Origin of the sequence: Halomonas shengliensis, from assembly GCF_900104135.1 — a bacterium.
GTDB classification, from domain to species: Bacteria; Pseudomonadota; Gammaproteobacteria; order Pseudomonadales; family Halomonadaceae; genus Halomonas; species Halomonas shengliensis.
The window spans coordinates 23,922-43,453 of sequence record NZ_FNIV01000008.1 but is presented as its reverse complement, the minus strand read 5'-3'; the positions used below and the strand labels follow the sequence as shown (position 1 = coordinate 43,453).

The following is a 19,532-nucleotide window of genomic DNA, read 5'->3' as shown; positions in this document are numbered from 1 at the left end:
GCCTCACCCTAGCGCCTGGCGACGACGCGCGCAAGCGTGGCTAAAGCAACTTCCGTGCCAGACGCGCGAAGCGTGCCACAAGCCAATAACGATATGGTGGTCAGCGGCTTGGCGCGCATGTCCGCTTCAGAGCCGGAAGTCCTGCCCCAGGTAGACCTCGCGAACCCGCTGGTTGGCGAGGATCGCCGCGGCGTCCCCCTCGGCGATGATCTTGCCGTCGCCGACGATATAGGCGGTGTCGCAGATGTCGAGGGTCTCGCGGACGTTGTGGTCGGTAATCAGCACCCCGATGCCGCGGGCCTTGAGCTGGCGGATTATCCCCTTGATCTCGCCCACCGAGATGGGGTCGACCCCGGCGAAGGGCTCGTCGAGCAGGATGAAAGCGGGTTCGGTCGCCAGGGCGCGGGCGATCTCGACCCGCCGGCGCTCGCCGCCGGAGAGGCTCATGCCGAGGTTGTCGCGGATGTGGGTGACGTGGAACTCCTCGAGGAGCTCCTCCAGGCGGGCGTGGCGGGCGGCGCGGTCAAGGTCGCGGCGGGTCTCGAGGATCGCCAGGATGTTGTCGGCCACCGACAGCTTGCGGAAGATCGAGGCCTCCTGGGGCAGGTAGCCGATGCCGGCCCGGGCGCGCTCGTGCATGGCCGCGCGGGAGAGGTCCTGGTCGTCGATGGCCACCGTCCCGGCGTCGGCGCGCACCAGGCCGACGATCATGTAGAAGGAGGTGGTCTTGCCGGCGCCGTTGGGGCCCAGCAGTCCGACGATGCTGCCCTGGCGGATCGACAGGCCGATGTCCTGGACCACGCGGCGGCGCTTGTAGCTCTTGGCGAGGTGGCGGGCGTGAAGGGTCTTCATGGACTCCCTTACTGCTGTTCCGGCTGGAGCGTCATGCGGATGCGCTGGCTGCCCTCGACGCCCTCGGCATCGGCACGCGCCTGGACCACGCGGCGGTCGAGGAAGTACTCGAGGTAGCCGCCCTGGAAGATGTCGCCGCCCTGGTGCAGCTCGGCGCGGTCGATCAGCTCCACGCGGCGCTCGGCGACATGGTAGACCACCGTGCGCCCCCAGCCCTTGACCACCGGCTCGGCGGGGTCGGGCTGCTGCTCCAGGTAGGCCCGCTCGCCGGTGGCGGTGGCCAGGGAGAGTTCGCCGGCGTCGTTGCGGCGGATCTCCACGCGATCGCCGGTGAGGCGCATGCTGCCCTGGCGGATGTCCACGTTGCCGGTGTAGACGGCGGTGCCGGCGCGGTCGTCGAGGTCCAGGCGGTCCGCCTCCACCAGGATGGGGGCCTCGGCATCGCCCTGGGCCTGGACGACCGGGACGGCGCCGAGGGTGAGCAGCAGGGCGCAGGCGAGGGGGGCTAGGGACGGTCGCTTCATCACGGGGACTCCTCGGCGGTCTCGGGCGGGTGGTGGCCGCGCACATTGTCGGTCAGCCGGGCGCGGTTGTCATCGAGCCAGGCATCGAAGCGCTCGCCGCTCATGCGCTGGGGGGGCTGGCGCAGCGTGGCCGGGGTGGTGCTCCAGGCGTGGCCGGTGTCGGCGTCGTAGTGCAGGGTCTCGGTGGTCAGCACCCAGCGCTCGGCGGGGGCCTCGAGGCGGGCGTCGCCGTCGAGGCGCAGCGGGTTGCCGCCGGGGCCGAGCTCACCATGGTCGGCCTCGGCCAGCCACAGGCGACCCTCGCGATCGACCAGGCGCGAGCGGGGCGCGTCCAGCCGGGTGACGTCGTCCTCGGGGGTGTGCACCAGGCGCGGGGTGGTGACGCGCTGGTGGGGCCGGCCCTGGGCGTTGAAGCGGGTGAGCCGGGCGTTCTCGAGGTAGAAGTCCGGCTCGCCGGCGGCATCCCGGGGCACCCGACCGCCGGAACCGGGCCCGCGCAGGTCGAGCAGCGCCATGCCGCCGCCCAGCGCCAGCAGCAGCAGCACCAGGCCGGTGCGAAAGCCCGGGCGCGGCAGGGCCATGGGCTCAGCCGGCCCCGTGGAGGTAGGTGTCGAGGACCGCGTCCCAGTGGCCCTGGGCGCGCAGCAGGGTGTCGGCGATCTCGCGGGCCGCGCCGTGGCCGCCGGCGCGCTCGGTGACCCAGTCGGCATGGCGCTGGATGTAGTCGGGGGCGTTGGGCACGCTGATGCCCACCCCGGCGCGGCGGATGGCGCCGACGTCGGGCATGTCATCGCCGCAGTAGGCGACCTGGTCGAACTCCAGCCCCAGCCGGCCGACCAGCTCGCGCAGCACCGGCAGCTTCCGCTCGACGCCCTGGAAGACGTGCTGGATGCCCAGCGCCGCGGCGCGGCGGCTGACGGTGGGGGAGTCGCGGCCGGTGATCAGCGCGACCTGGAGGCCGGCGCGCTTGAGCAGCTTGAGGCCGTGGCCGTCCTGGACGCTGAAGGCCTTGATCTCGATGCCGTCGGCCTGGAAGTAGAGCTGGCCGTCGGTGAGTACGCCGTCGACGTCCAGCGCCAGCAGGCGGATGCGGCGCAGGCGGTCGGTGAGCTCGGGGTCCTGCAGGGGCGAGGTGAGGGGCATGTCGGGCTCCGTGGGGTGGGTTCGGGTCACGCCGGGCGTCAGATCACGCCGCTGGCGAGCAGGTCGTGCATGTGCAGGGCGCCCACCGGGCGGCCCGCCTCGTCGACCACGGCCAGGGCGGAGATGCGGTGGTCCTCCATCAGGCGCACCGCCTCGGCGGCCAGGGTCTCCGGCGACACGCGCTTGCCGGGGCGGGTCATCACCGCGTCCACGCTCAGGCCGGAGAGGTCGCTGTGCTGGTCGAGGGTGCGGCGCAGGTCGCCGTCGGTGTAGACGCCGGCGAGGGTGCCGTCGGGCGCCACCACGCAGGTGAAGCCGAGCCCCTGGCGGGTGATCTCCAGCAGGGCGTCGCGCAGCGGGCTGCCCAGCGCCACCCGGGGCAGCCGCTCGCCGGAGTGCATCAGGTCGCCGACGCGCAGCAGCAGCCGCTTGCCCAGGCTGCCGCCGGGGTGGGAGAGGGCGAAGTCCTCGGCGGTGAAGCCGCGCGACTCCAGCAGCGCCACCGCCAGGGCATCGCCCAGCGCCAGCGCGGCGGTGGTGGAGGCGGTGGGGGCCAGGTCCAGGGGGCAGGCCTCGCGTTCCACCCCGGCATCCAGGTGCGCCTCGGCATGGCGCGCCAGGGTCGAGGCGGGGCGGCCGGTCATGCTGATCAGCGGCACCTTCATGCGCTTGAGCAGCGGCAGCAGGGCGGTCACCTCGGCGGTCTCGCCGGAGTTGGAGAGCGCCAGCACCACGTCGCCCGGGGTGATCATGCCGAGGTCGCCGTGGCTCGCCTCGCCGGGATGGACGAAGAAGGCCGGGGTACCGGTGCTGGCCAGGGTGGCGGCGATCTTGCCCGCGACATGGCCGGACTTGCCCATGCCGGTGACCACCACGCGCCCCTGGCAGGCCAGGATCAGCTCGCAGGCGCGGTCGAAGCCGGCGTCGAGGCGCTCGACAAGGGCGGCGATGGCCTGCTGCTCGAGGCGCAGGGTGCGACTGGCGCTGTCACGCAGGGCCGAGCGGGCCTCGGGGGTATCGGAAGTCATGGCGATGATTGTTGCCTGTTAACGGGGTTCACTCAAGCACCGGTGCCGAGGCTTGCGACGCCGAGCCAGGCCAGGTAGGCCACATAGGTGCCGGCCAGCGCCGCCCCGGGCAGGCGCCCCAGGTGGTTGCGGCGATGCCACAGCAGCAGCGCGCCCAGCGCCAGGGTCAGCCCCAGCATCACCGGGTAGTCGCGTTCGCCGGCCGCGGCGTCGGCGACCCCCGGGGCCAGCAGGCCCGGCACCGGCAGCACCGCCAGCAGGTTGAAGAGGTTGGAACCGATGATGTTGCCGATGGCCAGGTCGTGGTGGCGCTTCAGGGCGCTGGCCACGCAGGCCACCAGTTCCGGCAGGCTGGTGCCGATGGCGACGATGGTCAGGCCGATCACCAGCTCGCTGACCCCGGCGGCGCGGGCCAGCTCGCTGGCGCCCCATACCAGGCCGCGGGAGCCGGCCACCATCACCGCCAGGGTGAGGGCCAGCATGCCCAGGGCGCGACCCAGCGGCAGGTCGGGGATCTCGCCGGCCACCTCCTCCTCGGCGTCGGGGGTGTCGGCGCGGAACAGCCACCACAGGCTGAACACCAGCAGGGCGACCAGCAGCAGCGCATCCAGGCGTCCCAGGTGGCCGTTGGCCAGGGCGTAGCCGGCCAGGCCCGTGGCGCCCAGCAGCAGCGGCAGCTCGCGGCGCACGATGGAGAAACGCACCGGGATCGGCACCACCAGGGCGGTGACCCCCAGCACTAGCCCGATGTTGGCGATGTTGGAGCCCAGGGCGTTGCCGGTGGCGAGGTCGGGGATGCCGTCCAGCGAGGCCATCAGCGAGACCACGATCTCGGGGGCCGAGGTGCCCAGGGCGACGATGGTCATGCCCACCAGCATCGTGCTCATGCCGGCACGGCGGGCGGTGGCGGCCGCCGCGCCGACGAAGTGGTCGGCGCTCCACAGCAGGGCCACCAGGCCCAGTGCGACGGCGATCAGCGGCAGCAGCATGGCGAGTCTCGACTCCTCGATGGGCGGCGGGAAGGGGCGCCATTAAACGCGCTGCCCCGCCGTCATGCAAGCCGGCAAGGGGGCCCGGGCTGGCGCCGCCAGGGGCGGTTAGGATACGATGTTCGATAATCTTTCCCTGGGACGATGGATCCGATGAGTGACACTCCCTTCGTGGCGGTGGAGGGGCTGCATTTCGCGCGTGGCGACAGCGAGATCTTCCGCGGCGTCGAGATGACGATCCCGCGGGGCGCCATCACCGCCATCATGGGCCCCAGCGGCACCGGCAAGACCACCCTGCTCAAGCTGATCGGCGGCCAGCTCACCCCGGACGCCGGGCGCGTGCTGATCGACGGCCAGGACGTGCACCGCCAGTCGCGCCGCGCATTGTTCGCCATGCGCCGGCGCATGGGCATGCTGTTCCAGAGCGGGGCGTTGTTCTCCGACTTGAGCGTGTTCGAGAACGTGGCCTTCCCGCTGCGGGTGCACACCGACCTGCCCGAGGCGATGATCCGCGACCTGGTGCTGATGAAGCTCGAGGCGGTGGGGCTGCGCGGCGCACGCGCACTGATGCCCGCGGAGCTCTCCGGCGGCATGGCGCGGCGCGTGGCGCTGGCCCGGGCCATCGCCCTGGACCCCGAGCTGATCCTCTACGACGAGCCCTTCGTCGGCCAGGACCCGATCTCCATGGGCGTGCTGGTGCAGCTGATCAAACGCCTCAACCAGGCGCTGGGGCTCACCTCCATCGTGGTCTCCCACGACATCAAGGAGACCCTGACCATCGCCGACTACGTCTACGTGATCGCCGACGGTGAGGTGATGGCCCACGGCACCCCGGCGGGGCTCGACGTGGACCAGGACCCGCGGGTGAGCCAGTTCGTGCACGGCGAACCGGACGGCCCGGTGCCTTTCCACTACCCGGCGACGGACTTCGCCGCCGACATCCTCGGTGCGGGAGGGGCACGATGATCCAGCGAATCCGCCGCCTGGGGCGTGCCGGCTGTGACCTGCTGGAGGCGCTGGGGCGTGCCGGCGTCTTCCTGGCCCAGGCCGGGGTGGGGTTGCCGGGCCGCGAGGGGTGGCACCTGTGGCTGCGCCAGATGCACTTCGTCGGCGTGCTGTCGCTGGCCATCGTGCTGGTCTCGGGGCTCTTCATCGGCATGGTGCTGGCGCTGCAGGGCTACACCATCCTGGTGGACTTCGGCGCCGAGGAGGCGCTCGGGCAGATGGTGGCGCTGTCGCTGCTGCGCGAACTGGCCCCGGTGGTGGCCGCGCTGCTGTTCGCCGGCCGTGCCGGCTCGGCGCTGACCGCGGAGATCGGCCTGATGAAGGCCACCGAGCAGCTGACCAGCATGGAGATGATCGGCGTGGACCCCCTGCGCCGGGTGGTGGCGCCGCGCCTGTGGGCCGGCTTCGTGGCCCTGCCGCTGCTGACGGTGGGGTTCAGCGTGGTGGGCATCTACGGCGGCTACCTGGTCGGCGTCGACTGGCTGGGCGTCTTCGAAGGCTCCTACTGGAGCAACATGCAGGCCAGCGTCGACTTCCTCGACGATATCGGCAACGGCATGGTCAAGAGCCTGGTGTTCGCGCTGGTGGTGACCTGGATCGCGGTGTTCCAGGGCTACGACCTGGTGCCCACCTCGGAGGGCATCTCCCGGGCTACCACCCGCACCGTGGTCTACTCCTCGCTGGCCGTGCTCGGCCTCGATTTCGTGCTCACCGCCGTGATGTTCGGCGGCCTCGCCTGACCGGCGACCCTCTGCCCAGATGTTCGGAGATACGTGATGAAACGCAGTAAAACCATGGAGCTCGGGGTGGGGCTGTTCATGCTCGCCGGCATCCTCGGCCTGGTGTTCCTCGGCCTGCGGGTCAGCGGCCTGACCCTGCAGGCACCCAGCGATACCTTCCGCCTGGAGGCCAGCTTCGCCAACATCGGCGGCCTCAAGCCGCGCGCCCGGGTGACCATGGCCGGCGTCACCGTCGGCCGGGTGGCGGACATCGAGCTCGACCGCGAGTGGTACGACGCCCGGGTGGTGCTGGAGCTCGACGAGAGCCTCGAGGGGCAGCTCTCCCGCGACACCACCGCGGCGATCCTCACCGCGGGGCTGCTCGGCGAGCAGTACGTCGGCCTGACCGTGGGCGGCGACCCCGAGACCCTGTCCGACGGCGATGCGATTCGCGATACCCAGTCGGCGGTGGTGCTCGAAGAACTCATCCAGCAGTTCGTGTCCAACATGGTCAGCGACTAGCCCCGGGCCTTCGCCGTCGCCGACCCCGAATCCCCTTGACCCCGACATGGAGACGTTGCCCATGACCCGCCTTCCCCGACTCCTCGCGATCCTGCTGCTGGCCCTGATGGCCGGCGTCACCGCCCAGGCCAGCGCCGAGCGCTCCCCGGAGCAGATGATCCGCGACAGCATCGATGAGCTGACCGGCCAGATCGAGGGTCGCCGCGACCACTTCGCCCAGAACATGGACGAGCTCGAGGCGCTGGTGGACGACAGCCTGGAGCAGATCGCCGACTTCCGTTACATCGGCGCCAGCGTGATGGGGCGCTACTTCGCCAACGCCACCCCGCAGCAGCGCTCGCGCTTCGTCGAGACCTTCCGCCAGACCCTGATCGACACCTACGCCAAGGGGCTGGTCACCTTCGACTACCGCGAGCTGCGCGTGCTGGAGAACCAGCAGTCGCGCCGCTACGAGGACCAGGCCAGCGTCGACATGGAGGTGGTCGCCGAGGATGGCAGCGTCTACCCGGTGAGCTACACGCTGCGCCTCTCCGACGGCCAGTGGAAGGTGGTCAACGTGATCGTCAATGGCATCAACCTGGGCCTGACCTTCCGCAACCAGTTCGACCAGGCGATGCGCGACAACGGGCGCGACTACGACGCCGTGATCGACGGCTGGTCCCCCGAGGTAGGGGTCGAGGAGCTGGAGCAGGGGGCGTGAGCGACCTGCTCGCCCTGGAGGGCCTGCGTCTCGAGGCGGACGATGCTCGCCTGGTGGTGGTCGGCGAGGTGGGCTTCGAGCATGCCGCCGCCCTGGCCGAGGCCGGCAGCCGCTGGCTCGCCGGCCGTGCGGCCGGGGAGGGCGTGGGCTTCGATCTCACCGGCGTCGCCGGCGTCAGCAGCGCCGCGCTCTCGGTGCTGCTGGAGTGGGCGCGGGCCACGCGTCGGGCCGGGCTGACCCTCGAGCGGGTGCGCCTGTCGTCCCCGCTGCAACGCCTCACCGAGCTGGCCGGCCTCGACCGCCTGCTGCCCGTGGTGCCGGGCGACGCCTGAGCGGTGATCGCCAAGCGCGATGCTTTTCATTACCATGGGCCATCCCCGTTTCGTGCCACCGGTCGCACCGCGTCCGGTGGCCTCACCGTCTTTTGCATCATAGGAGTGCCGCACCATGCAACCCAGCGAGGTCAAGGAGCTGCTCGAGTCGCGCGTCGAGGGCTGCGAGTTCCATATCCAGGGCGAGGGCTGCAACTTCCAGGTGGTGGCCGTTGGCGAGGTCTTCGCCGGCCTGTCGCCGGTCAAGCGTCAGCAGCTGATCTACGGCGCGCTCTCCGAGGAGATCGCCTCGGGTGCCCTGCACGCGGTGAGCATCAAGACCTATACCCCGGCGCAGTGGGACGGCGCGCCGGAGAACGCCGGCGCCTGAGACGCGAAGCCCCATGGACAAGTTGATCATCACCGGCAGCGGGCCGGTCGACGGTGAGGTGTGGGTCAGCGGCGCCAAGAACGCCGCCCTGCCCATCCTCTGCGCCACCCTGCTGGCCGACGAGCCGGTGACCATCGGCAACCTGCCGCACCTGCAGGACATCACCACCACCCTGGAGCTGCTCGGCCATCTCGGCGTCGAGCCGGTGATGGGCGAGAAGATGTCGATCCAGCTCGATGGCGCCCAGGTCAAGCACTGCGATGCGCCCTATGAGCTGGTCAAGAAGATGCGCGCCTCGATCCTGGTGCTGGGGCCACTGCTGGCCCACTTCGGCCACGCCGACGTCTCGCTGCCCGGCGGCTGCGCCATTGGCTCGCGGCCGGTGGACCTGCACCTGCGTGGCCTCGAGGCCATGGGCGCGGAGATCCGCGTCGAGGGCGGCTACATCCGCGCGCGGGTCGAGGGCCGCCTCAAGGGGGCCACCATCTTCTTCGACACCGTCACCGTCACCGGCACCGAGAACCTGCTGATGGCGGCGGCGCTGGCCGAGGGCACCACGGTGCTCGAGAATGCCGCCCGCGAGCCGGAGGTGGTCGACCTGGCCGAGCTGTTGATCAAGATGGGCGCGCGGATTACCGGCCATGGTAGCGACACCATCACCGTCGAGGGGGTGGAGCGTCTCCACGGCGCCTACCACGACGTGATGCCCGACCGCATCGAGACCGGCACCTTCCTGGTGGCAGCGGCCCTCTCCCGGGGGCGCGTCAGGGTGCGTCGCACCCGCGCCGACATCCTCGAGGCGGTGCTGGCCAAGCTCGAGGAGGCCGGCGCGGAGATCACCACCGGCGACGACTGGATCGCGCTCGACATGCACGGCAGGCGTCCCAAGGCGGTCAACATCCGCACCGCCCCCTATCCGGCCTTCCCCACCGACATGCAGGCGCAGTTCGTGGCCATGAACGCGGTGGCCGAGGGCACCTCCCGGGTGGTGGAGACCATCTTCGAGAACCGCTTCATGCACGTCCAGGAGCTCAACCGCATGGGCGCCCGGATCGCCCTGGAGGGCAACACCGCGGTGATCGAGGGGGTCGAGCGGCTCTCCGGCGCCCCGGTGATGGCCACCGACCTGCGCGCCTCGGCGTCGCTGGTGATCGCGGCGATGATGGCCGAGGGCGAGACCCTGGTGGACCGCATCTACCATATCGACCGCGGCTACGAGTGCATCGAGGAGAAGCTGCAGCTGCTCGGTGCGCGCATCCGGCGCGTGCCGGGCTAGCCCGCATTCCGACCAAGGCGAGAGCATGAGCAAACAACTGATCCTGGCCCTCTCCAAGGGCCGCATCCTCGACGAGACCCTGCCGCTGCTGGCCGACGCCGGCATCGAGCCCGCCGAGGACCTGGGCAAGAGCCGCAAGCTGCTGTTCGACACCAACCTGCCCGACGTCAAGCTGGTGGTGATCCGCGCCACCGACGTGCCCACCTACGTGCAGCTGGGCGCCGCCGACCTGGGCGTGGCGGGCAAGGACGTGCTGCTCGAGCATGGTGCCGCGGGGCTCTTCGAGCCCCTCGACCTGGAGATCGCCCGCTGCAAGCTGATGACCGCCGGCATCACCGGGGCCGAGCCGGCCCATGCCCGGCGCCGCGTGGCCACCAAGTTCGTCAACGTGGCGCGACGCTGGTACGCCGAGCAGGGCATCCAGGCCGAGGTGATCAAGCTCTATGGCGCCATGGAGCTGGCGCCGTTGATGAACCTGGCCGACGAGATCGTCGATATCGTCGATACCGGCAACACCCTGCGCGCCAACGGCATGGAGCCCCGCGAGCTGATCGCGCCGGTCTCCACCCGCCTGGTGGTCAACAAGGCGGCGATGACCATGAAGCATGCGCGCATCAAGCCGCTGCTCGAGCGCCTCGCCCAGGCGGTGGCCCGCCGCCGCGAGGGCGTCGCCGGCTGACGCCCCTTCCTCCGACCCGATTCGCTATGGATGCTGCCATGAACGAGACCACTGTCACCTCCGGGATCGCCCGCCTCGCCACCGCCGACGCCGACTTCGCCGAGCGGCTCGACCACCTGCTGGCCTGGGAGGGGGTCTCCGACGCCGAGGTCCAGGCGCGGGTCGCCGAGATCCTGGCGGCGGTGAAGGCGCGCGGCGACGCCGCCGTGGTGGAGGCGACCAACCGCTTCGACCGCCTGGCGGCGAGCGGCATGCAGGAGCTGATCCTCACCGCCCCGCGCCTGCGCCAGGCCTATGACGGCCTGCCCGAGGCCCAGCGCGAGGCGCTGGCCCAGGCCGCCGAGCGGATCCGCCTCTACCACGAGCGCCAGAAGCCCGAATCCTGGCACTACACCGAGGCCGACGGCACCGTGCTGGGCCAGCAGGTGGCGCCGCTGGATCGGGCCGGCATCTACGTGCCCGGCGGCAAGGCCGCCTACCCCTCCTCGGTGCTGATGAACGCCATCCCCGCCCATGTGGCCGGGGTGCGCGAGATCATCATGGTGGTGCCCACCCCGGACGGCATCCTCAACGAGCTGGTGCTGGCCGCGGCCCACCTGGCCGGGGTCGACCGGGTCTTCACCATCGGCGGCGCCCAGGCGGTGGGGGCGCTGGCCTACGGCACCGAGAGCGTGCCGCGGGTGGACAAGATCGTGGGGCCGGGCAACATCTACGTGGCCACGGCCAAGCGGGCGGTGTTCGGCCAGGTGGGCATCGACATGATCGCCGGCCCCTCCGAGATCCTGGTGGTCTCCGACGGCGGCACCGATCCCGAGTGGCTGGCCATGGACCTCTTCTCCCAGGCCGAACACGATGAGGATGCCCAGGCGATCCTGGTGAGCTGGGACACCGAGCACCTGGCGGCCGTCGAGGCCGCCATCGAGCGCCTGCTGCCGACGCTGGAGCGCGAGGCGATCGTGCGCGAGTCCCTGGCCCGGCGCGGTGCGCTGATCGCCTGCCGCGACCGTGCCGAGGCGGTGAGCCTGATCAACCGCATCGCCCCCGAGCACCTGGAGCTCTCCGTGGCCAACCCCGAGGGGTGGCTGCCCGAGGTGCGCCATGCCGGCGCCATCTTCATGGGCCGCCACACCGCCGAGGCGCTGGGTGACTACTGCGCCGGTCCCAACCATGTGCTGCCCACCTCCGGCACCGCGCGCTTCTCCTCGCCGCTGGGGGTCTACGACTTCCAGAAGCGCTCCTCGATCATCCACTGCTCCGCCGAGGGGGCCTCCCAGCTGGGGCGGGTCGCCTCGGTACTGGCCCGGGGCGAGTCGCTGACCGCCCACGCCCGCAGCGCCGAGTACCGCATCCGGGATTGAGCGAGGGCCAGTGATCCGGAAACGCTACGGGCCCCGCCAGTCGGCGGGGCCCGTGGCGTTGTGGGGTCACTCGCTGGGGCGGGTCTCGGGGGGAGGGCGCTCGCCCACCTCCACGCTCAGGGCGAGCCGTTCGCCGCCGCGTACCACCGTCAGCGGCAGGGTCTGTCCGGGTTCCACCGCCGCGATGTCGCTCATGGTCTCCCGCGCATCGAGGATGGGGCGGCCATCGATGGAGAGCAGCACATCACCGGGCCTCAGGCCGGCCTGGTCGGCGGGGCCCCCGGGCACCACGTCGGCGATGATCACCCCGCGGGGCACCTGCAGGCCGAAGGAGTTGGCCAGGGCGGCGTTGAGCTCCTGGGCCTCGACCCCGAGCCAGCCGCGGATCACCCGGCCATGGGTGACCAGCTCCTCGAGGATGTTACGGGCCAGGTTGGCGGGGATCGCGAAGCCGATCCCCTGGGAGCCGCCGGAGCGCGAGAAGATGGCGGTGTTGATGCCGACCATGGCGCCCTCGGCGCTGATCAGGGCGCCGCCGGAGTTGCCCGGGTTGATGGCGGCATCGGTCTGGATGAAGTCCTCGTAGGCGTTGAGTCCCAGGTGGCTGCGGCCGGTGGCGCTGATGATGCCCATGGTCACCGTCTGGCCGACCCCGAAGGGGTTGCCGATGGCCAGCGCCACGTCGCCGATGGCCACCTGGGTGGAGTCGGCGAGCTCGATCACCGGCAGCGCGTCGAGGTCGATGCGCAGCACGGCGAGGTCGCTCTCCGGGTCCGTGCCGACCACCCGGGCGAGGGTCTCGCGGCCGTCGCGCAGCGCCACCTGGATCTGGTCGGCGCCACCGATCACATGGTGGTTGGTGAGCACGTAGCCCTCCTCGCTGACGATCACCCCCGAGCCGAGGCTCGACAGCATGCGCTGGCGGGCGGGCATGTCGTCGCCGAAGAACTGGCGGAAGAAGGGATCGGACATCAGCGGATGCTGCTCGCGCTCCACCACCCGCGAGGAGTAGATGTTGACCACCGCGGGGGCGGCCCGCTCCACCGCCTCGGCGTAGCTCACCGGCCCCTGCTCGCGGCTCAGCGGGGGCGCCTGGCGCAGCTCGGGGGCGGGACGTTCGGCCTCGTCCAGCGGCGCCTCCACCGCCAGCGGGGTCGAGGGTGCGGGGGCCGGGGGGGGCTCGGGGGCGGCGGCGTCGCGACCCGCCAGGCGGGGAAAGGCGTTGAGCAGCACCACCGCCAGGAGTACCCCGATCAGCACCGGCAGCAGGTAGGGCAGGAGCGGGCGGAGGCGGTGGCGGGGCGTCGGGCTCGGCATGCGCGGGCGGCGTCCTCTTCGGTTGCGGGCGACCACGGTCGCCGGCGGTGGCGGGCGACGGTTACAATCGTCCGATGGTAACACCTTCATTCCCCTGACGTGCGGAGGAGACGATGGCTGAACGCGATGCGCTGGTGGCGGCCTGCGACCGCCTGCTGGCGGCCGAGGGCTTCAAGGACTACACCGTCAACGGCCTGCAGGTGGAGGGGCGCGGCGAGGTGAGCCGGGTGCTTAGCGGGGTCACCGCCAGCCAGGCGCTGCTCGACGAGGCGGTCGCCTGGCAGGCCGACCTGGTGCTGGTGCACCACGGCTACTTCTGGAAGAACGAGCCGGTGGCGATCACCGGCATGAAGCGGCGTCGGCTGCAGACGCTGCTCGCCCAGGACATCAGCCTGCTCGCCTACCACCTGCCGCTGGATGCCCACGCCGAGCTCGGCAACAACGCCGAGCTGGGGCGTCGGCTCGGCTTCGCGGTGACCGGCTGCGCCGACGGCGAGCTCGGCGAGGGGCTGCTCTGGCTGGGAACGCCGCCCGGCGGCCTCGACGCCAGCGGGCTGGCGAACCACGTGAGCGAGCGGCTGGGTCGCGAGGCGCTGCTGGTGGAGGCCCCGGGGAAGGGCGCCATCGAGCGGGTGGCCTGGTGCACTGGTGGCGCCCAGGACATGATCACCGCGGCCTGGGAGGCGGGCGCCGACGCCTTCATCTCCGGCGAGATCTCCGAACGCACCACCCACCTGGCGCGGGAGCTGGGCATCCACTACCTGTGTGCCGGCCATCACGCCACCGAGCGCGATGGCGTCCGGGCGCTGGGCGAGTGGCTCGCCGACGAGTTCGGCGTCGAGCACCGTTTCGTGGATATCGACAACCCCGCCTGACGCAGGCCCATACGCAGGCGCCCCGGCCGCTGGCCGGGGCGTTCGGAATCGGCCGCCATGGCACGGCCTAGCGGTGCATGGCGGGGGACTAGTAGCGCGGGGCCTGGGGCTCGCGGGCCTCGTCGTCGTCACGCAGGCCGAAGTCCTCGGAGAGGGTGCCGCCCGAGCCATCGGCGTAGTCACGCGGCGCCGGCGGGGCCGACTCGCCGGCCACCTCGGCCTCCTCGCTCGGGGCGGCGGGTGCCGCCACGGCCAGGCCGTGGCGGGGCGTGCCCTGGCCGCCCAGCGCCTGGGCATCCTCGCCCAGGCGTCGCGCCAGGGCCTCGGCGTCGTGGCGCAGGGTCTCGGTGAGGCGGGTCACCTCGGCGAAGTGGTCCTGCATGCCGTCGCGCAGGGCCGCCAGCTCGCGGTCACGCTCGGCGAGGCGCTGGCGCAGACGCTGTACGCCGGCGGCGCCGGCGTTGAGCAGGTGGTAGCCCAGTGCTCCGATGCCGATCCCGGCCAGCAGGCAGGCGATGGCCAGAATCCAGTTGATGCTGCTAGCTTCCACGTCGATCTCCCTGCGGCGGTGGAGTGCCCCTGGCATGGTCGGCCCCGGGCGGTTCAGGATGCGGCCTATTATAGGGCCGAGCCGAGGCGGACGGTCAACGCGGTGGGGAAGGGCGGCGGCCCCGGCGATGCGCTTCGTCGTTCAGGCGCGTATAATATGCAGCCTGTCGAAGCCGCCACAGGCCCCCAACGCCCCATGAGTGCCGCCAATCGAGACGTTCGCCCGAGTCCCATGGCCCGCTACCGGGCCGACCTGGAACGCGACGACTTCCAGTACGATGCCGCCCAGGAACATGCCGTGGAGCATCTGCAGCGCCTCCACGACGACCTGCTGGCCGCGCCACCCGCGCCCCGCTCTCCGGCCCAGGCCGGTGGCGGCCTGGCCTCGAAGGTGGCGGGGCTGTTCGGCAAGCGTGCCCGCAGCCAACCGGCACAGCCGGTGTTGCCCGAGGTTCGTGGCCTCTACCTGTGGGGCGGGGTGGGGCGCGGCAAGACCTATCTGGTGGACGCCTTCTACGAGTCGCTGCCCTTCCCCGAGAAGATGCGCACCCACTTCCACCGCTTCATGCAGCGGGTGCACAACGAGCTCGAGCACTACAAGGGGGAGAAGAATCCCCTGCGCCTGATCGCCGCCAAGTTCGCCGCCGAGGCGCGGGTGATCTGCTTCGACGAGTTCTTTGTCAAGGACATCACCGACGCCATGATCCTCGCCAACCTGCTCGAGGCACTGTTCGAGCGCGGCGTGGTGCTGGTGGCGACCTCCAACATCGTGCCCGACGAGCTCTACAAGGATGGCCTGCAGCGTGCGCGCTTCCTGCCGGCCATCGACCTGCTCAACCGCCACTGCGAGGTGGTCAACGTCGACTCCGGCATCGATTATCGACTGCGCGCCCTGGAGCGCGCCGAGATCTTCCACTCGCCGCTGGACGAGGCCGCCGAGGTGGAGCTGGCCCGCAGCTTCCGCGAGATCGCCGGCCACGAGGGCGAGGCCGACGTCGGCCTGGAGATCAACCACCGCATGCTGCGCGCCCGTCGTCTGCACGACGACGTGGTGTGGTTCGAGTTCCGTGAGCTGTGCGACGGCCCGCGCAGCCAGAACGACTACATCGAGCTGGCCCGCGAGTTCCACTCGGTGCTGGTCTCCAACGTGACGCGCATGGATGGCCGCACCGACGACCAGGCCCGGCGCTTCATCAACATGGTCGACGAGTTCTACGACCGCGGCGTCAAGCTGCTGATGTCCGCCGAGGTGCCGGCCGAGGCGCTCTATGCCGACGGGCGTCTCGAGTTCGAGTTCCAGCGCACCCTGTCGCGTCTGCAGGAGATGCAGTCCCACGAGTACCTGGCCCTGGCCCACAAGCCCTGAGCGGCATTGCCCTGGCCGGCGCCCTCGTGTAGACTTCGCGCGCTCTACTCGTTGTCCCCGCCCGTCGGGGGCAACCAAGAAGAATAGGGATGGTTCCCGCCGGACCCGCCGGCGGCAGAACCCAACACACTTGATTGGTGAGATTCCATGAAGACGTTCACTGCCAAACCGCAGACCGTCCAGCGCGACTGGTATGTCGTCGACGCCGCGGACAAGACGCTCGGCCGTCTGGCCACCGAGATCGCTCGCCGCCTGCGTGGCAAGCACAAGCCCGAGTTCACCCCCCACGTGGATACCGGCGACTACATCGTCGTGATCAACGCCGAGAAGGTGAAGGTGACCGGCAACAAGGCCAAGGCCAAGACCTACTATCGTCACACCGGCTATCCGGGTGGCCTGCGCTCCATGAGCTTCGACAAGCTGGTCGAGCACGCTCCCGAGCGCATCATCGAGACCGCCGTCAAGGGCATGCTGCCCAAGGGTCCCCTGGGCCGCGCCATGTACGCCAAGCTCAAGGTCTACGCCGGCGCCGAGCACCCGCACGCCGCCCAGCAGCCGCAAGAACTGAACATCTGAGGGAGTCTTCGCCATGACACAGCAGTATTACGGTACCGGGCGCCGCAAGACCTCTACCGCCCGCGTCTTCCTGAAGCCGGGCACCGGCAAGATCACCGTCAACAGCCGTGATCTCAACGACTACTTCGGTCGCGTCACCGGTCGCATGGTGGTGCGCCAGCCCCTCGAGCTGACCGACACCCTCAGCCAGTTCGATGTCTACGTCACCGTCAAGGGCGGCGGCGGCTCGGCCCAGGCCGGTGCCATCCGTCACGGCATCACCCGCGCCCTGATGGAGTACAACGAGGACTTCCGCAGCCAGCTGCGCGAGGCGGGCTACGTGACCCGTGACGCGCGCCAGGTGGAGCGCAAGAAGGTCGGCCTGCGCAAGGCGCGCCGCCGTCCGCAGTTCTCCAAGCGCTGATTCCACGCCGTCTTGGATGCCGCGACGCCCGGGTTACTCAACCCGGGCGTTTCTTGTTCTGGGTCAACGATTTGGGTTCGCCATGCCACCTTGGTCAAGGTCCTTTTCCTTGTGCGGGGCGGCGCGATTTCTTAACATGTACCGCATTTGGTGTCCGTGGTCGCGGGAAATGTTACCCGTGATGGATCAACGGGTAAGCTGATGGGAGAAACCTTGAAATGGCAGATAACGGCGTGAACAAGGGTCGGCGCCGTTTCCTCGTGGGTGCTACCACCGTCGTGGGTGGGGTTGGTGCCGTCGGGGTTGCGGTCCCCTTTGTGGCTTCCTGGCAGCCGAGTGCCAGGGCGAGAGCGGCGGGCGCGCCGGTTCAGGCAGACGTATCGAAGCTTGAGCCGGGGCAGCAGATGACCGTGGAGTGGCGCGGCAAGCCCGTCTGGATCGTCAACCGCACCCCGGAGATGGTCGAGCGCACCGAGTCCTTCGATGTCGAGCGGCTGGCAGACCCGAATTCCGAGGTCCCGCAGCAGCCGGCCTACATCGAGGGGCCCCTGCGTTCGATCCGCCCCGAGATCGGCGTCCTCATCGGTATCTGCACCCACCTGGGCTGCTCGCCCCTGTTCAAGCCGGAGCCCGATGCCGAGGGTGTGGGCACCGACAACTGGCCGGGTGGCTACTTCTGTCCTTGCCACGGTTCGCGCTTCGACCTGGCGGGTCGGGTGTTCCGCAACGTGCCGGCCCCCACCAACCTGGAGGTGCCGCCGTACCGCTTCGAGACCGACGAGATCATCGTCGTCGGCGAAGATGAGGAGACTGCCTGATGGGTAACCCGAACAAGGCGATGGCGGAAAAGGGCTTCATGCGCTGGGTCGACGAGCGCTTTCCCGCGACGCAGATGTGGCAGGAACACCTGTCCAAGTACTACGCCCCCAAGAACTTCAACTTCTGGTACTTCTTCGGCTCCCTGGCGCTGCTGGTGCTGGTCAACCAGATCCTCACCGGCATCTGGCTGACCATGAGCTACAATCCCACCGCCGAGGGTGCCTTCGCCTCGGTCGAGTACATCATGCGTGATGTCGAGTGGGGCTGGTTGATCCGCTACATGCACTCCACCGGGGCCACGGCCTTCTTCGTGGTGGTCTACCTGCACATGTTCCGCGGCCTGCTCTACGGCTCCTACAAGGCGCCCCGCGAGCTGGTGTGGATCTTCGGCATGGCGATCTACCTGGCGCTGATGGCCGAGGCCTTCATGGGCTACTTGCTGCCCTGGGGCCAGATGTCCTACTGGGGTGCCCAGGTGATCATCTCGCTGTTCTCCGCCATCCCGGTCATCGGTCCCGACCTGACCCAGTGGATCCGCGGTGACTTCCTGATCTCCGGCATCACCCTCAATCGCTTCTTCGCCCTGCACGTGGTGGCGCTGCCCATCGTGATCCTGGCACTGGTGGTGCTGCACATCATCGCCCTGCACGAGGTCGGCTCCAACAACCCCGACGGCATCGACATCAAGAAGAAGAAGGACGAGACCGGCAAGCCGCTCGACGGCATCCCCTTCCACCCCTACTACACGGTGAAGGATATCGTCGGCGTGGCGGTGTTCCTGTTCGTCTTCGCGGTAGTGATCTTCTACTTCCCCGAGGGCGGCGGCTACTTCCTCGAGAAGCCCAACTTCGAGCCGGCCAACCCGCTCAAGACCCCGGACCATATCGCGCCGGTGTGGTACTTCACGCCCTTCTACGCGATCCTGCGGGCCATCACCTTCTCGCTGTTCGGCCTCGACGCCAAGTTCCTCGGCGTGATCTTCATGGGCGCGGCCATCGCGGTGCTCTTCGTGCTGCCCTGGCTCGACCGCAGCCCGGTGCGCTCGATCCGCTACAAGGGCTGGATGTCCAAGGTGATGCTGGCGCTGTTCGTGGTGAGCTTCATCATCCTCGGGGTGCTGGGCGTGCTGCCGGCCACCGACGGCCGTACCGTGCTGGCCCAGATCTGCACCGCCGTCTACTTCGCCTTCTTCCTGCTGATGCCGATCTACACCCGGCTGGAGAAGACCAAACCCGTTCCGGAGAGGGTGACTGGCTAATGAAAAAGCAACTGTTCGCACTGCTCTTCGCGCTGGTGCCCCTCACGGCGATGGCCGCAGGAGGCGCGAGCGTCCCGTACCACATGACGCCGGACCTCGAGGACAAGGCGTCGCTGCAGCGGGGCATGCAGCTCTTCACCAACTACTGCATGGGCTGCCACTCCCTCGAGCACCAGCGCTATGCGCGGGCCGCCGAGGACCTGAACATGCCCCAGGATCTGGTCGAGGAGAACCTGATCTTCTCCTCCGACCTGGCCTTCAACGACCAGATGCACATCGCCATGGACCGTGGTGATGCCGAGGCCTGGTTCGGCGCACCGCCGCCCGACCTGACCCTGGAGGCGCGCCTGCGCGGCACCGACTGGATCTACTCCTACCTGCTCTCCTTCTACAAGGACACGAGCACCGGCACCGGGGTGAACAACACCGTCTTCCCGCTGGTGGCCATGCCCAACGTGCTGGAGCCGCTGCAGGGGGTTCAGGAGATGGTCTGTGCCGAGACCGACCGCCCGGTGGAGGGCGCCGAGCTGGATCCGCTGACCGGCAAGTACCAGTCCTGCGAGACCCTGCAGGTGACCCAGCCGGGGCAGCTGGAGCCCGAGGAGTTCGAGGCGGCGGTCTATGACCTGACCAACTTCCTCGCCTACGTCGGCGAGCCCTCCAAGCTCCAGGCCCAGGCCATCGCACCCAAGGTGCTGATCTTCATCTTCATCTTCGGCGTGATCGCCTACCTGCTGAAGCGCGAGTACTGGCGCGACATCCACTGACCCACCCGCGGGTGGAGGTGAGGGGGCGCAGGGCCTTGGGCCATGCGCCCCCCTTTCGTTACCGGCAGGGCGGGCCTTTCCGGCAGGGCTTGCGCCTTTGCGCGC

At 69.9% G+C, this 19,532-nt stretch carries 24 protein-coding genes; 16 read left to right on the top strand and 8 right to left on the bottom strand.

The window, feature by feature from the left end; translation table 11 throughout:
- Positions 1–126: 126 nt before the first annotated feature.
- From lptB to BLP95_RS12135, 6 genes are read right to left on the bottom strand one after another with little or no spacing between them, the layout of a single operon-like run.
- Positions 127–852: an LPS export ABC transporter ATP-binding protein gene (gene lptB / locus BLP95_RS12160; protein WP_089679773.1), complete on the bottom strand. Its 726-nt coding sequence runs from the start codon at positions 850–852 to the stop codon at positions 127–129.
- A gap of 8 nt (positions 853–860) precedes the next feature.
- Positions 861–1,376 (bottom strand): lipopolysaccharide transport periplasmic protein LptA, encoded by a 516-nt coding sequence (lptA, locus tag BLP95_RS12155; RefSeq protein ID WP_089679771.1) that lies wholly within the window; start codon positions 1,374–1,376, stop codon positions 861–863.
- Positions 1,376–1,957, bottom strand: a complete 582-nt coding sequence (lptC, locus tag BLP95_RS12150; RefSeq protein WP_089679769.1) for an LPS export ABC transporter periplasmic protein LptC — start codon at positions 1,955–1,957, stop codon at positions 1,376–1,378. Before lptC ends, lptA begins: the two co-directional genes overlap by 1 nt.
- 4 nt (positions 1,958–1,961) lie before the next feature.
- Positions 1,962–2,519: a KdsC family phosphatase gene (locus BLP95_RS12145; RefSeq protein ID WP_089679767.1), complete on the bottom strand. Its 558-nt coding sequence runs from the start codon at positions 2,517–2,519 to the stop codon at positions 1,962–1,964.
- 38 nt (positions 2,520–2,557) lie between these two features.
- Positions 2,558–3,547, bottom strand: a complete 990-nt coding sequence (locus BLP95_RS12140; RefSeq protein WP_089679765.1) for a KpsF/GutQ family sugar-phosphate isomerase — start codon at positions 3,545–3,547, stop codon at positions 2,558–2,560.
- Between the two features lie 32 nt (positions 3,548–3,579).
- Positions 3,580–4,536 carry a calcium/sodium antiporter gene (locus tag BLP95_RS12135; RefSeq protein WP_089679763.1) on the bottom strand — a complete coding sequence of 319 codons (957 nt, stop codon included), beginning with the start codon at positions 4,534–4,536 and terminating at the stop codon, positions 3,580–3,582.
- Between the two features lie 153 nt (positions 4,537–4,689).
- Between BLP95_RS12135 and BLP95_RS12130 the strand changes: the two genes are divergently transcribed.
- The 9 genes from BLP95_RS12130 (at position 4,690) to hisD (ending at position 11,497) form a co-directional block, all read left to right on the top strand.
- Complete coding sequence (locus BLP95_RS12130) at positions 4,690–5,502, top strand: ABC transporter ATP-binding protein (RefSeq protein WP_089679761.1); 813 nt, start codon at positions 4,690–4,692, stop codon at positions 5,500–5,502.
- On the top strand, positions 5,499–6,281 hold the full coding sequence (gene mlaE, locus BLP95_RS12125) for a lipid asymmetry maintenance ABC transporter permease subunit MlaE (protein ID WP_089679760.1): 783 nt from the start codon (positions 5,499–5,501) through the stop codon (positions 6,279–6,281). Before BLP95_RS12130 ends, mlaE begins: the two co-directional genes overlap by 4 nt.
- Positions 6,282–6,317: 36 nt before the next feature.
- Entirely contained in the window at positions 6,318–6,782 is a 465-nt protein-coding gene (gene mlaD, locus BLP95_RS12120) for an outer membrane lipid asymmetry maintenance protein MlaD (RefSeq protein WP_089679758.1), read from the top strand.
- A gap of 106 nt (positions 6,783–6,888) precedes the next feature.
- Entirely contained in the window at positions 6,889–7,482 is a 594-nt protein-coding gene (locus tag BLP95_RS12115; RefSeq protein ID WP_425402564.1) for an MlaC/ttg2D family ABC transporter substrate-binding protein, read from the top strand.
- Positions 7,479–7,814 (top strand): STAS domain-containing protein, encoded by a 336-nt coding sequence (locus BLP95_RS12110; protein WP_089679756.1) that lies wholly within the window; start codon positions 7,479–7,481, stop codon positions 7,812–7,814. Before BLP95_RS12115 ends, BLP95_RS12110 begins: the two co-directional genes overlap by 4 nt.
- A 115-nt stretch (positions 7,815–7,929) precedes the next feature.
- Complete coding sequence (locus BLP95_RS12105) at positions 7,930–8,184, top strand: BolA family protein (RefSeq protein ID WP_023005929.1); 255 nt, start codon at positions 7,930–7,932, stop codon at positions 8,182–8,184.
- 13 nt (positions 8,185–8,197) lie between these two features.
- Positions 8,198–9,460 carry a UDP-N-acetylglucosamine 1-carboxyvinyltransferase gene (gene murA / locus BLP95_RS12100; RefSeq protein ID WP_089679754.1) on the top strand — a complete coding sequence of 421 codons (1,263 nt, stop codon included), beginning with the start codon at positions 8,198–8,200 and terminating at the stop codon, positions 9,458–9,460.
- Positions 9,461–9,485: 25 nt separating this feature from the next.
- Entirely contained in the window at positions 9,486–10,139 is a 654-nt protein-coding gene (gene hisG, locus BLP95_RS12095) for an ATP phosphoribosyltransferase (protein WP_023005931.1), read from the top strand.
- A 38-nt stretch (positions 10,140–10,177) separates the two neighbouring features.
- Positions 10,178–11,497, top strand: coding sequence for a histidinol dehydrogenase (hisD, locus tag BLP95_RS12090; protein WP_176760284.1), 1,320 nt, complete (start codon positions 10,178–10,180; stop codon positions 11,495–11,497).
- Positions 11,498–11,563: 66 nt separating this feature from the next.
- Here the strand turns inward: hisD and BLP95_RS12085 are convergent, their stop codons facing one another.
- Positions 11,564–12,814, bottom strand: a complete 1,251-nt coding sequence (locus BLP95_RS12085; protein ID WP_089679750.1) for a Do family serine endopeptidase — start codon at positions 12,812–12,814, stop codon at positions 11,564–11,566.
- A gap of 113 nt (positions 12,815–12,927) precedes the next feature.
- On the opposite strand from BLP95_RS12085, the gene BLP95_RS12080 reads away from it, so the two are divergent.
- Positions 12,928–13,689: a Nif3-like dinuclear metal center hexameric protein gene (locus tag BLP95_RS12080; RefSeq protein ID WP_089679748.1), complete on the top strand. Its 762-nt coding sequence runs from the start codon at positions 12,928–12,930 to the stop codon at positions 13,687–13,689.
- Between the two features lie 88 nt (positions 13,690–13,777).
- Here the strand turns inward: BLP95_RS12080 and BLP95_RS12075 are convergent, their stop codons facing one another.
- Complete coding sequence (locus BLP95_RS12075; RefSeq protein ID WP_176760283.1) at positions 13,778–14,239, bottom strand: Z-ring associated ZapG family protein; 462 nt, start codon at positions 14,237–14,239, stop codon at positions 13,778–13,780.
- 231 nt (positions 14,240–14,470) lie between these two features.
- Here BLP95_RS12075 and zapE point away from each other — a divergent pair, with 231 nt between their 5' ends.
- The 6 genes from zapE (at position 14,471) to BLP95_RS12045 (ending at position 19,427) form a co-directional block, all read left to right on the top strand.
- Positions 14,471–15,604 (top strand): cell division protein ZapE, encoded by a 1,134-nt coding sequence (gene zapE / locus BLP95_RS12070; RefSeq protein WP_176760282.1) that lies wholly within the window; start codon positions 14,471–14,473, stop codon positions 15,602–15,604.
- Between the two features lie 147 nt (positions 15,605–15,751).
- Positions 15,752–16,180: a 50S ribosomal protein L13 gene (gene rplM / locus BLP95_RS12065; RefSeq protein WP_023005937.1), complete on the top strand. Its 429-nt coding sequence runs from the start codon at positions 15,752–15,754 to the stop codon at positions 16,178–16,180.
- Between the two features lie 13 nt (positions 16,181–16,193).
- On the top strand, positions 16,194–16,583 hold the full coding sequence (gene rpsI, locus BLP95_RS12060; RefSeq protein ID WP_023005938.1) for a 30S ribosomal protein S9: 390 nt from the start codon (positions 16,194–16,196) through the stop codon (positions 16,581–16,583).
- Positions 16,584–16,801: 218 nt separating this feature from the next.
- Positions 16,802–17,401: a ubiquinol-cytochrome c reductase iron-sulfur subunit gene (gene petA, locus BLP95_RS12055; RefSeq protein WP_089679742.1), complete on the top strand. Its 600-nt coding sequence runs from the start codon at positions 16,802–16,804 to the stop codon at positions 17,399–17,401.
- Positions 17,401–18,660, top strand: a complete 1,260-nt coding sequence (locus BLP95_RS12050; RefSeq protein WP_023005940.1) for a cytochrome b — start codon at positions 17,401–17,403, stop codon at positions 18,658–18,660. Before petA ends, BLP95_RS12050 begins: the two co-directional genes overlap by 1 nt.
- Complete coding sequence (locus BLP95_RS12045) at positions 18,660–19,427, top strand: cytochrome c1 (protein WP_031218109.1); 768 nt, start codon at positions 18,660–18,662, stop codon at positions 19,425–19,427. The genes BLP95_RS12050 and BLP95_RS12045 overlap by 1 nt, the downstream gene beginning before the upstream one ends.
- Positions 19,428–19,532: the final 105 nt, after the last annotated feature.

What these genes read in the sequence shown, in the direction of transcription:
- BLP95_RS12115 (WP_425402564.1), top strand. Translation starts at nt 6,889, where the DNA reads ATGGCCGGCGTCACCGCCCAGGCCAGCGCCGAGCGCTCCCCGGAGCAG.
- petA (WP_089679742.1), top strand. Translation starts at nt 16,802, where the DNA reads ATGGCAGATAACGGCGTGAACAAGGGTCGGCGCCGTTTCCTCGTGGGT.
- BLP95_RS12130 (WP_089679761.1), top strand. Translation starts at nt 4,690, where the DNA reads ATGAGTGACACTCCCTTCGTGGCGGTGGAGGGGCTGCATTTCGCGCGT.
- lptB (WP_089679773.1), bottom strand. Translation starts at nt 852, where the DNA reads ATGAAGACCCTTCACGCCCGCCACCTCGCCAAGAGCTACAAGCGCCGC.
- BLP95_RS12045 (WP_031218109.1), top strand. Translation starts at nt 18,660, where the DNA reads ATGAAAAAGCAACTGTTCGCACTGCTCTTCGCGCTGGTGCCCCTCACG.
- hisD (WP_176760284.1), top strand. Translation starts at nt 10,178, where the DNA reads ATGAACGAGACCACTGTCACCTCCGGGATCGCCCGCCTCGCCACCGCC.
- BLP95_RS12085 (WP_089679750.1), bottom strand. Translation starts at nt 12,814, where the DNA reads ATGCCGAGCCCGACGCCCCGCCACCGCCTCCGCCCGCTCCTGCCCTAC.
- mlaE (WP_089679760.1), top strand. Translation starts at nt 5,499, where the DNA reads ATGATCCAGCGAATCCGCCGCCTGGGGCGTGCCGGCTGTGACCTGCTG.
- BLP95_RS12135 (WP_089679763.1), bottom strand. Translation starts at nt 4,536, where the DNA reads ATGCTGCTGCCGCTGATCGCCGTCGCACTGGGCCTGGTGGCCCTGCTG.
- BLP95_RS12105 (WP_023005929.1), top strand. Translation starts at nt 7,930, where the DNA reads ATGCAACCCAGCGAGGTCAAGGAGCTGCTCGAGTCGCGCGTCGAGGGC.
- rplM (WP_023005937.1), top strand. Translation starts at nt 15,752, where the DNA reads ATGAAGACGTTCACTGCCAAACCGCAGACCGTCCAGCGCGACTGGTAT.
- lptC (WP_089679769.1), bottom strand. Translation starts at nt 1,957, where the DNA reads ATGGCCCTGCCGCGCCCGGGCTTTCGCACCGGCCTGGTGCTGCTGCTG.
- zapE (WP_176760282.1), top strand. Translation starts at nt 14,471, where the DNA reads ATGGCCCGCTACCGGGCCGACCTGGAACGCGACGACTTCCAGTACGAT.
- BLP95_RS12140 (WP_089679765.1), bottom strand. Translation starts at nt 3,547, where the DNA reads ATGACTTCCGATACCCCCGAGGCCCGCTCGGCCCTGCGTGACAGCGCC.
- BLP95_RS12145 (WP_089679767.1), bottom strand. Translation starts at nt 2,519, where the DNA reads ATGCCCCTCACCTCGCCCCTGCAGGACCCCGAGCTCACCGACCGCCTG.
- hisG (WP_023005931.1), top strand. Translation starts at nt 9,486, where the DNA reads ATGAGCAAACAACTGATCCTGGCCCTCTCCAAGGGCCGCATCCTCGAC.
- mlaD (WP_089679758.1), top strand. Translation starts at nt 6,318, where the DNA reads ATGAAACGCAGTAAAACCATGGAGCTCGGGGTGGGGCTGTTCATGCTC.
- BLP95_RS12080 (WP_089679748.1), top strand. Translation starts at nt 12,928, where the DNA reads ATGGCTGAACGCGATGCGCTGGTGGCGGCCTGCGACCGCCTGCTGGCG.
- rpsI (WP_023005938.1), top strand. Translation starts at nt 16,194, where the DNA reads ATGACACAGCAGTATTACGGTACCGGGCGCCGCAAGACCTCTACCGCC.
- BLP95_RS12050 (WP_023005940.1), top strand. Translation starts at nt 17,401, where the DNA reads ATGGGTAACCCGAACAAGGCGATGGCGGAAAAGGGCTTCATGCGCTGG.
- lptA (WP_089679771.1), bottom strand. Translation starts at nt 1,376, where the DNA reads ATGAAGCGACCGTCCCTAGCCCCCCTCGCCTGCGCCCTGCTGCTCACC.
- murA (WP_089679754.1), top strand. Translation starts at nt 8,198, where the DNA reads ATGGACAAGTTGATCATCACCGGCAGCGGGCCGGTCGACGGTGAGGTG.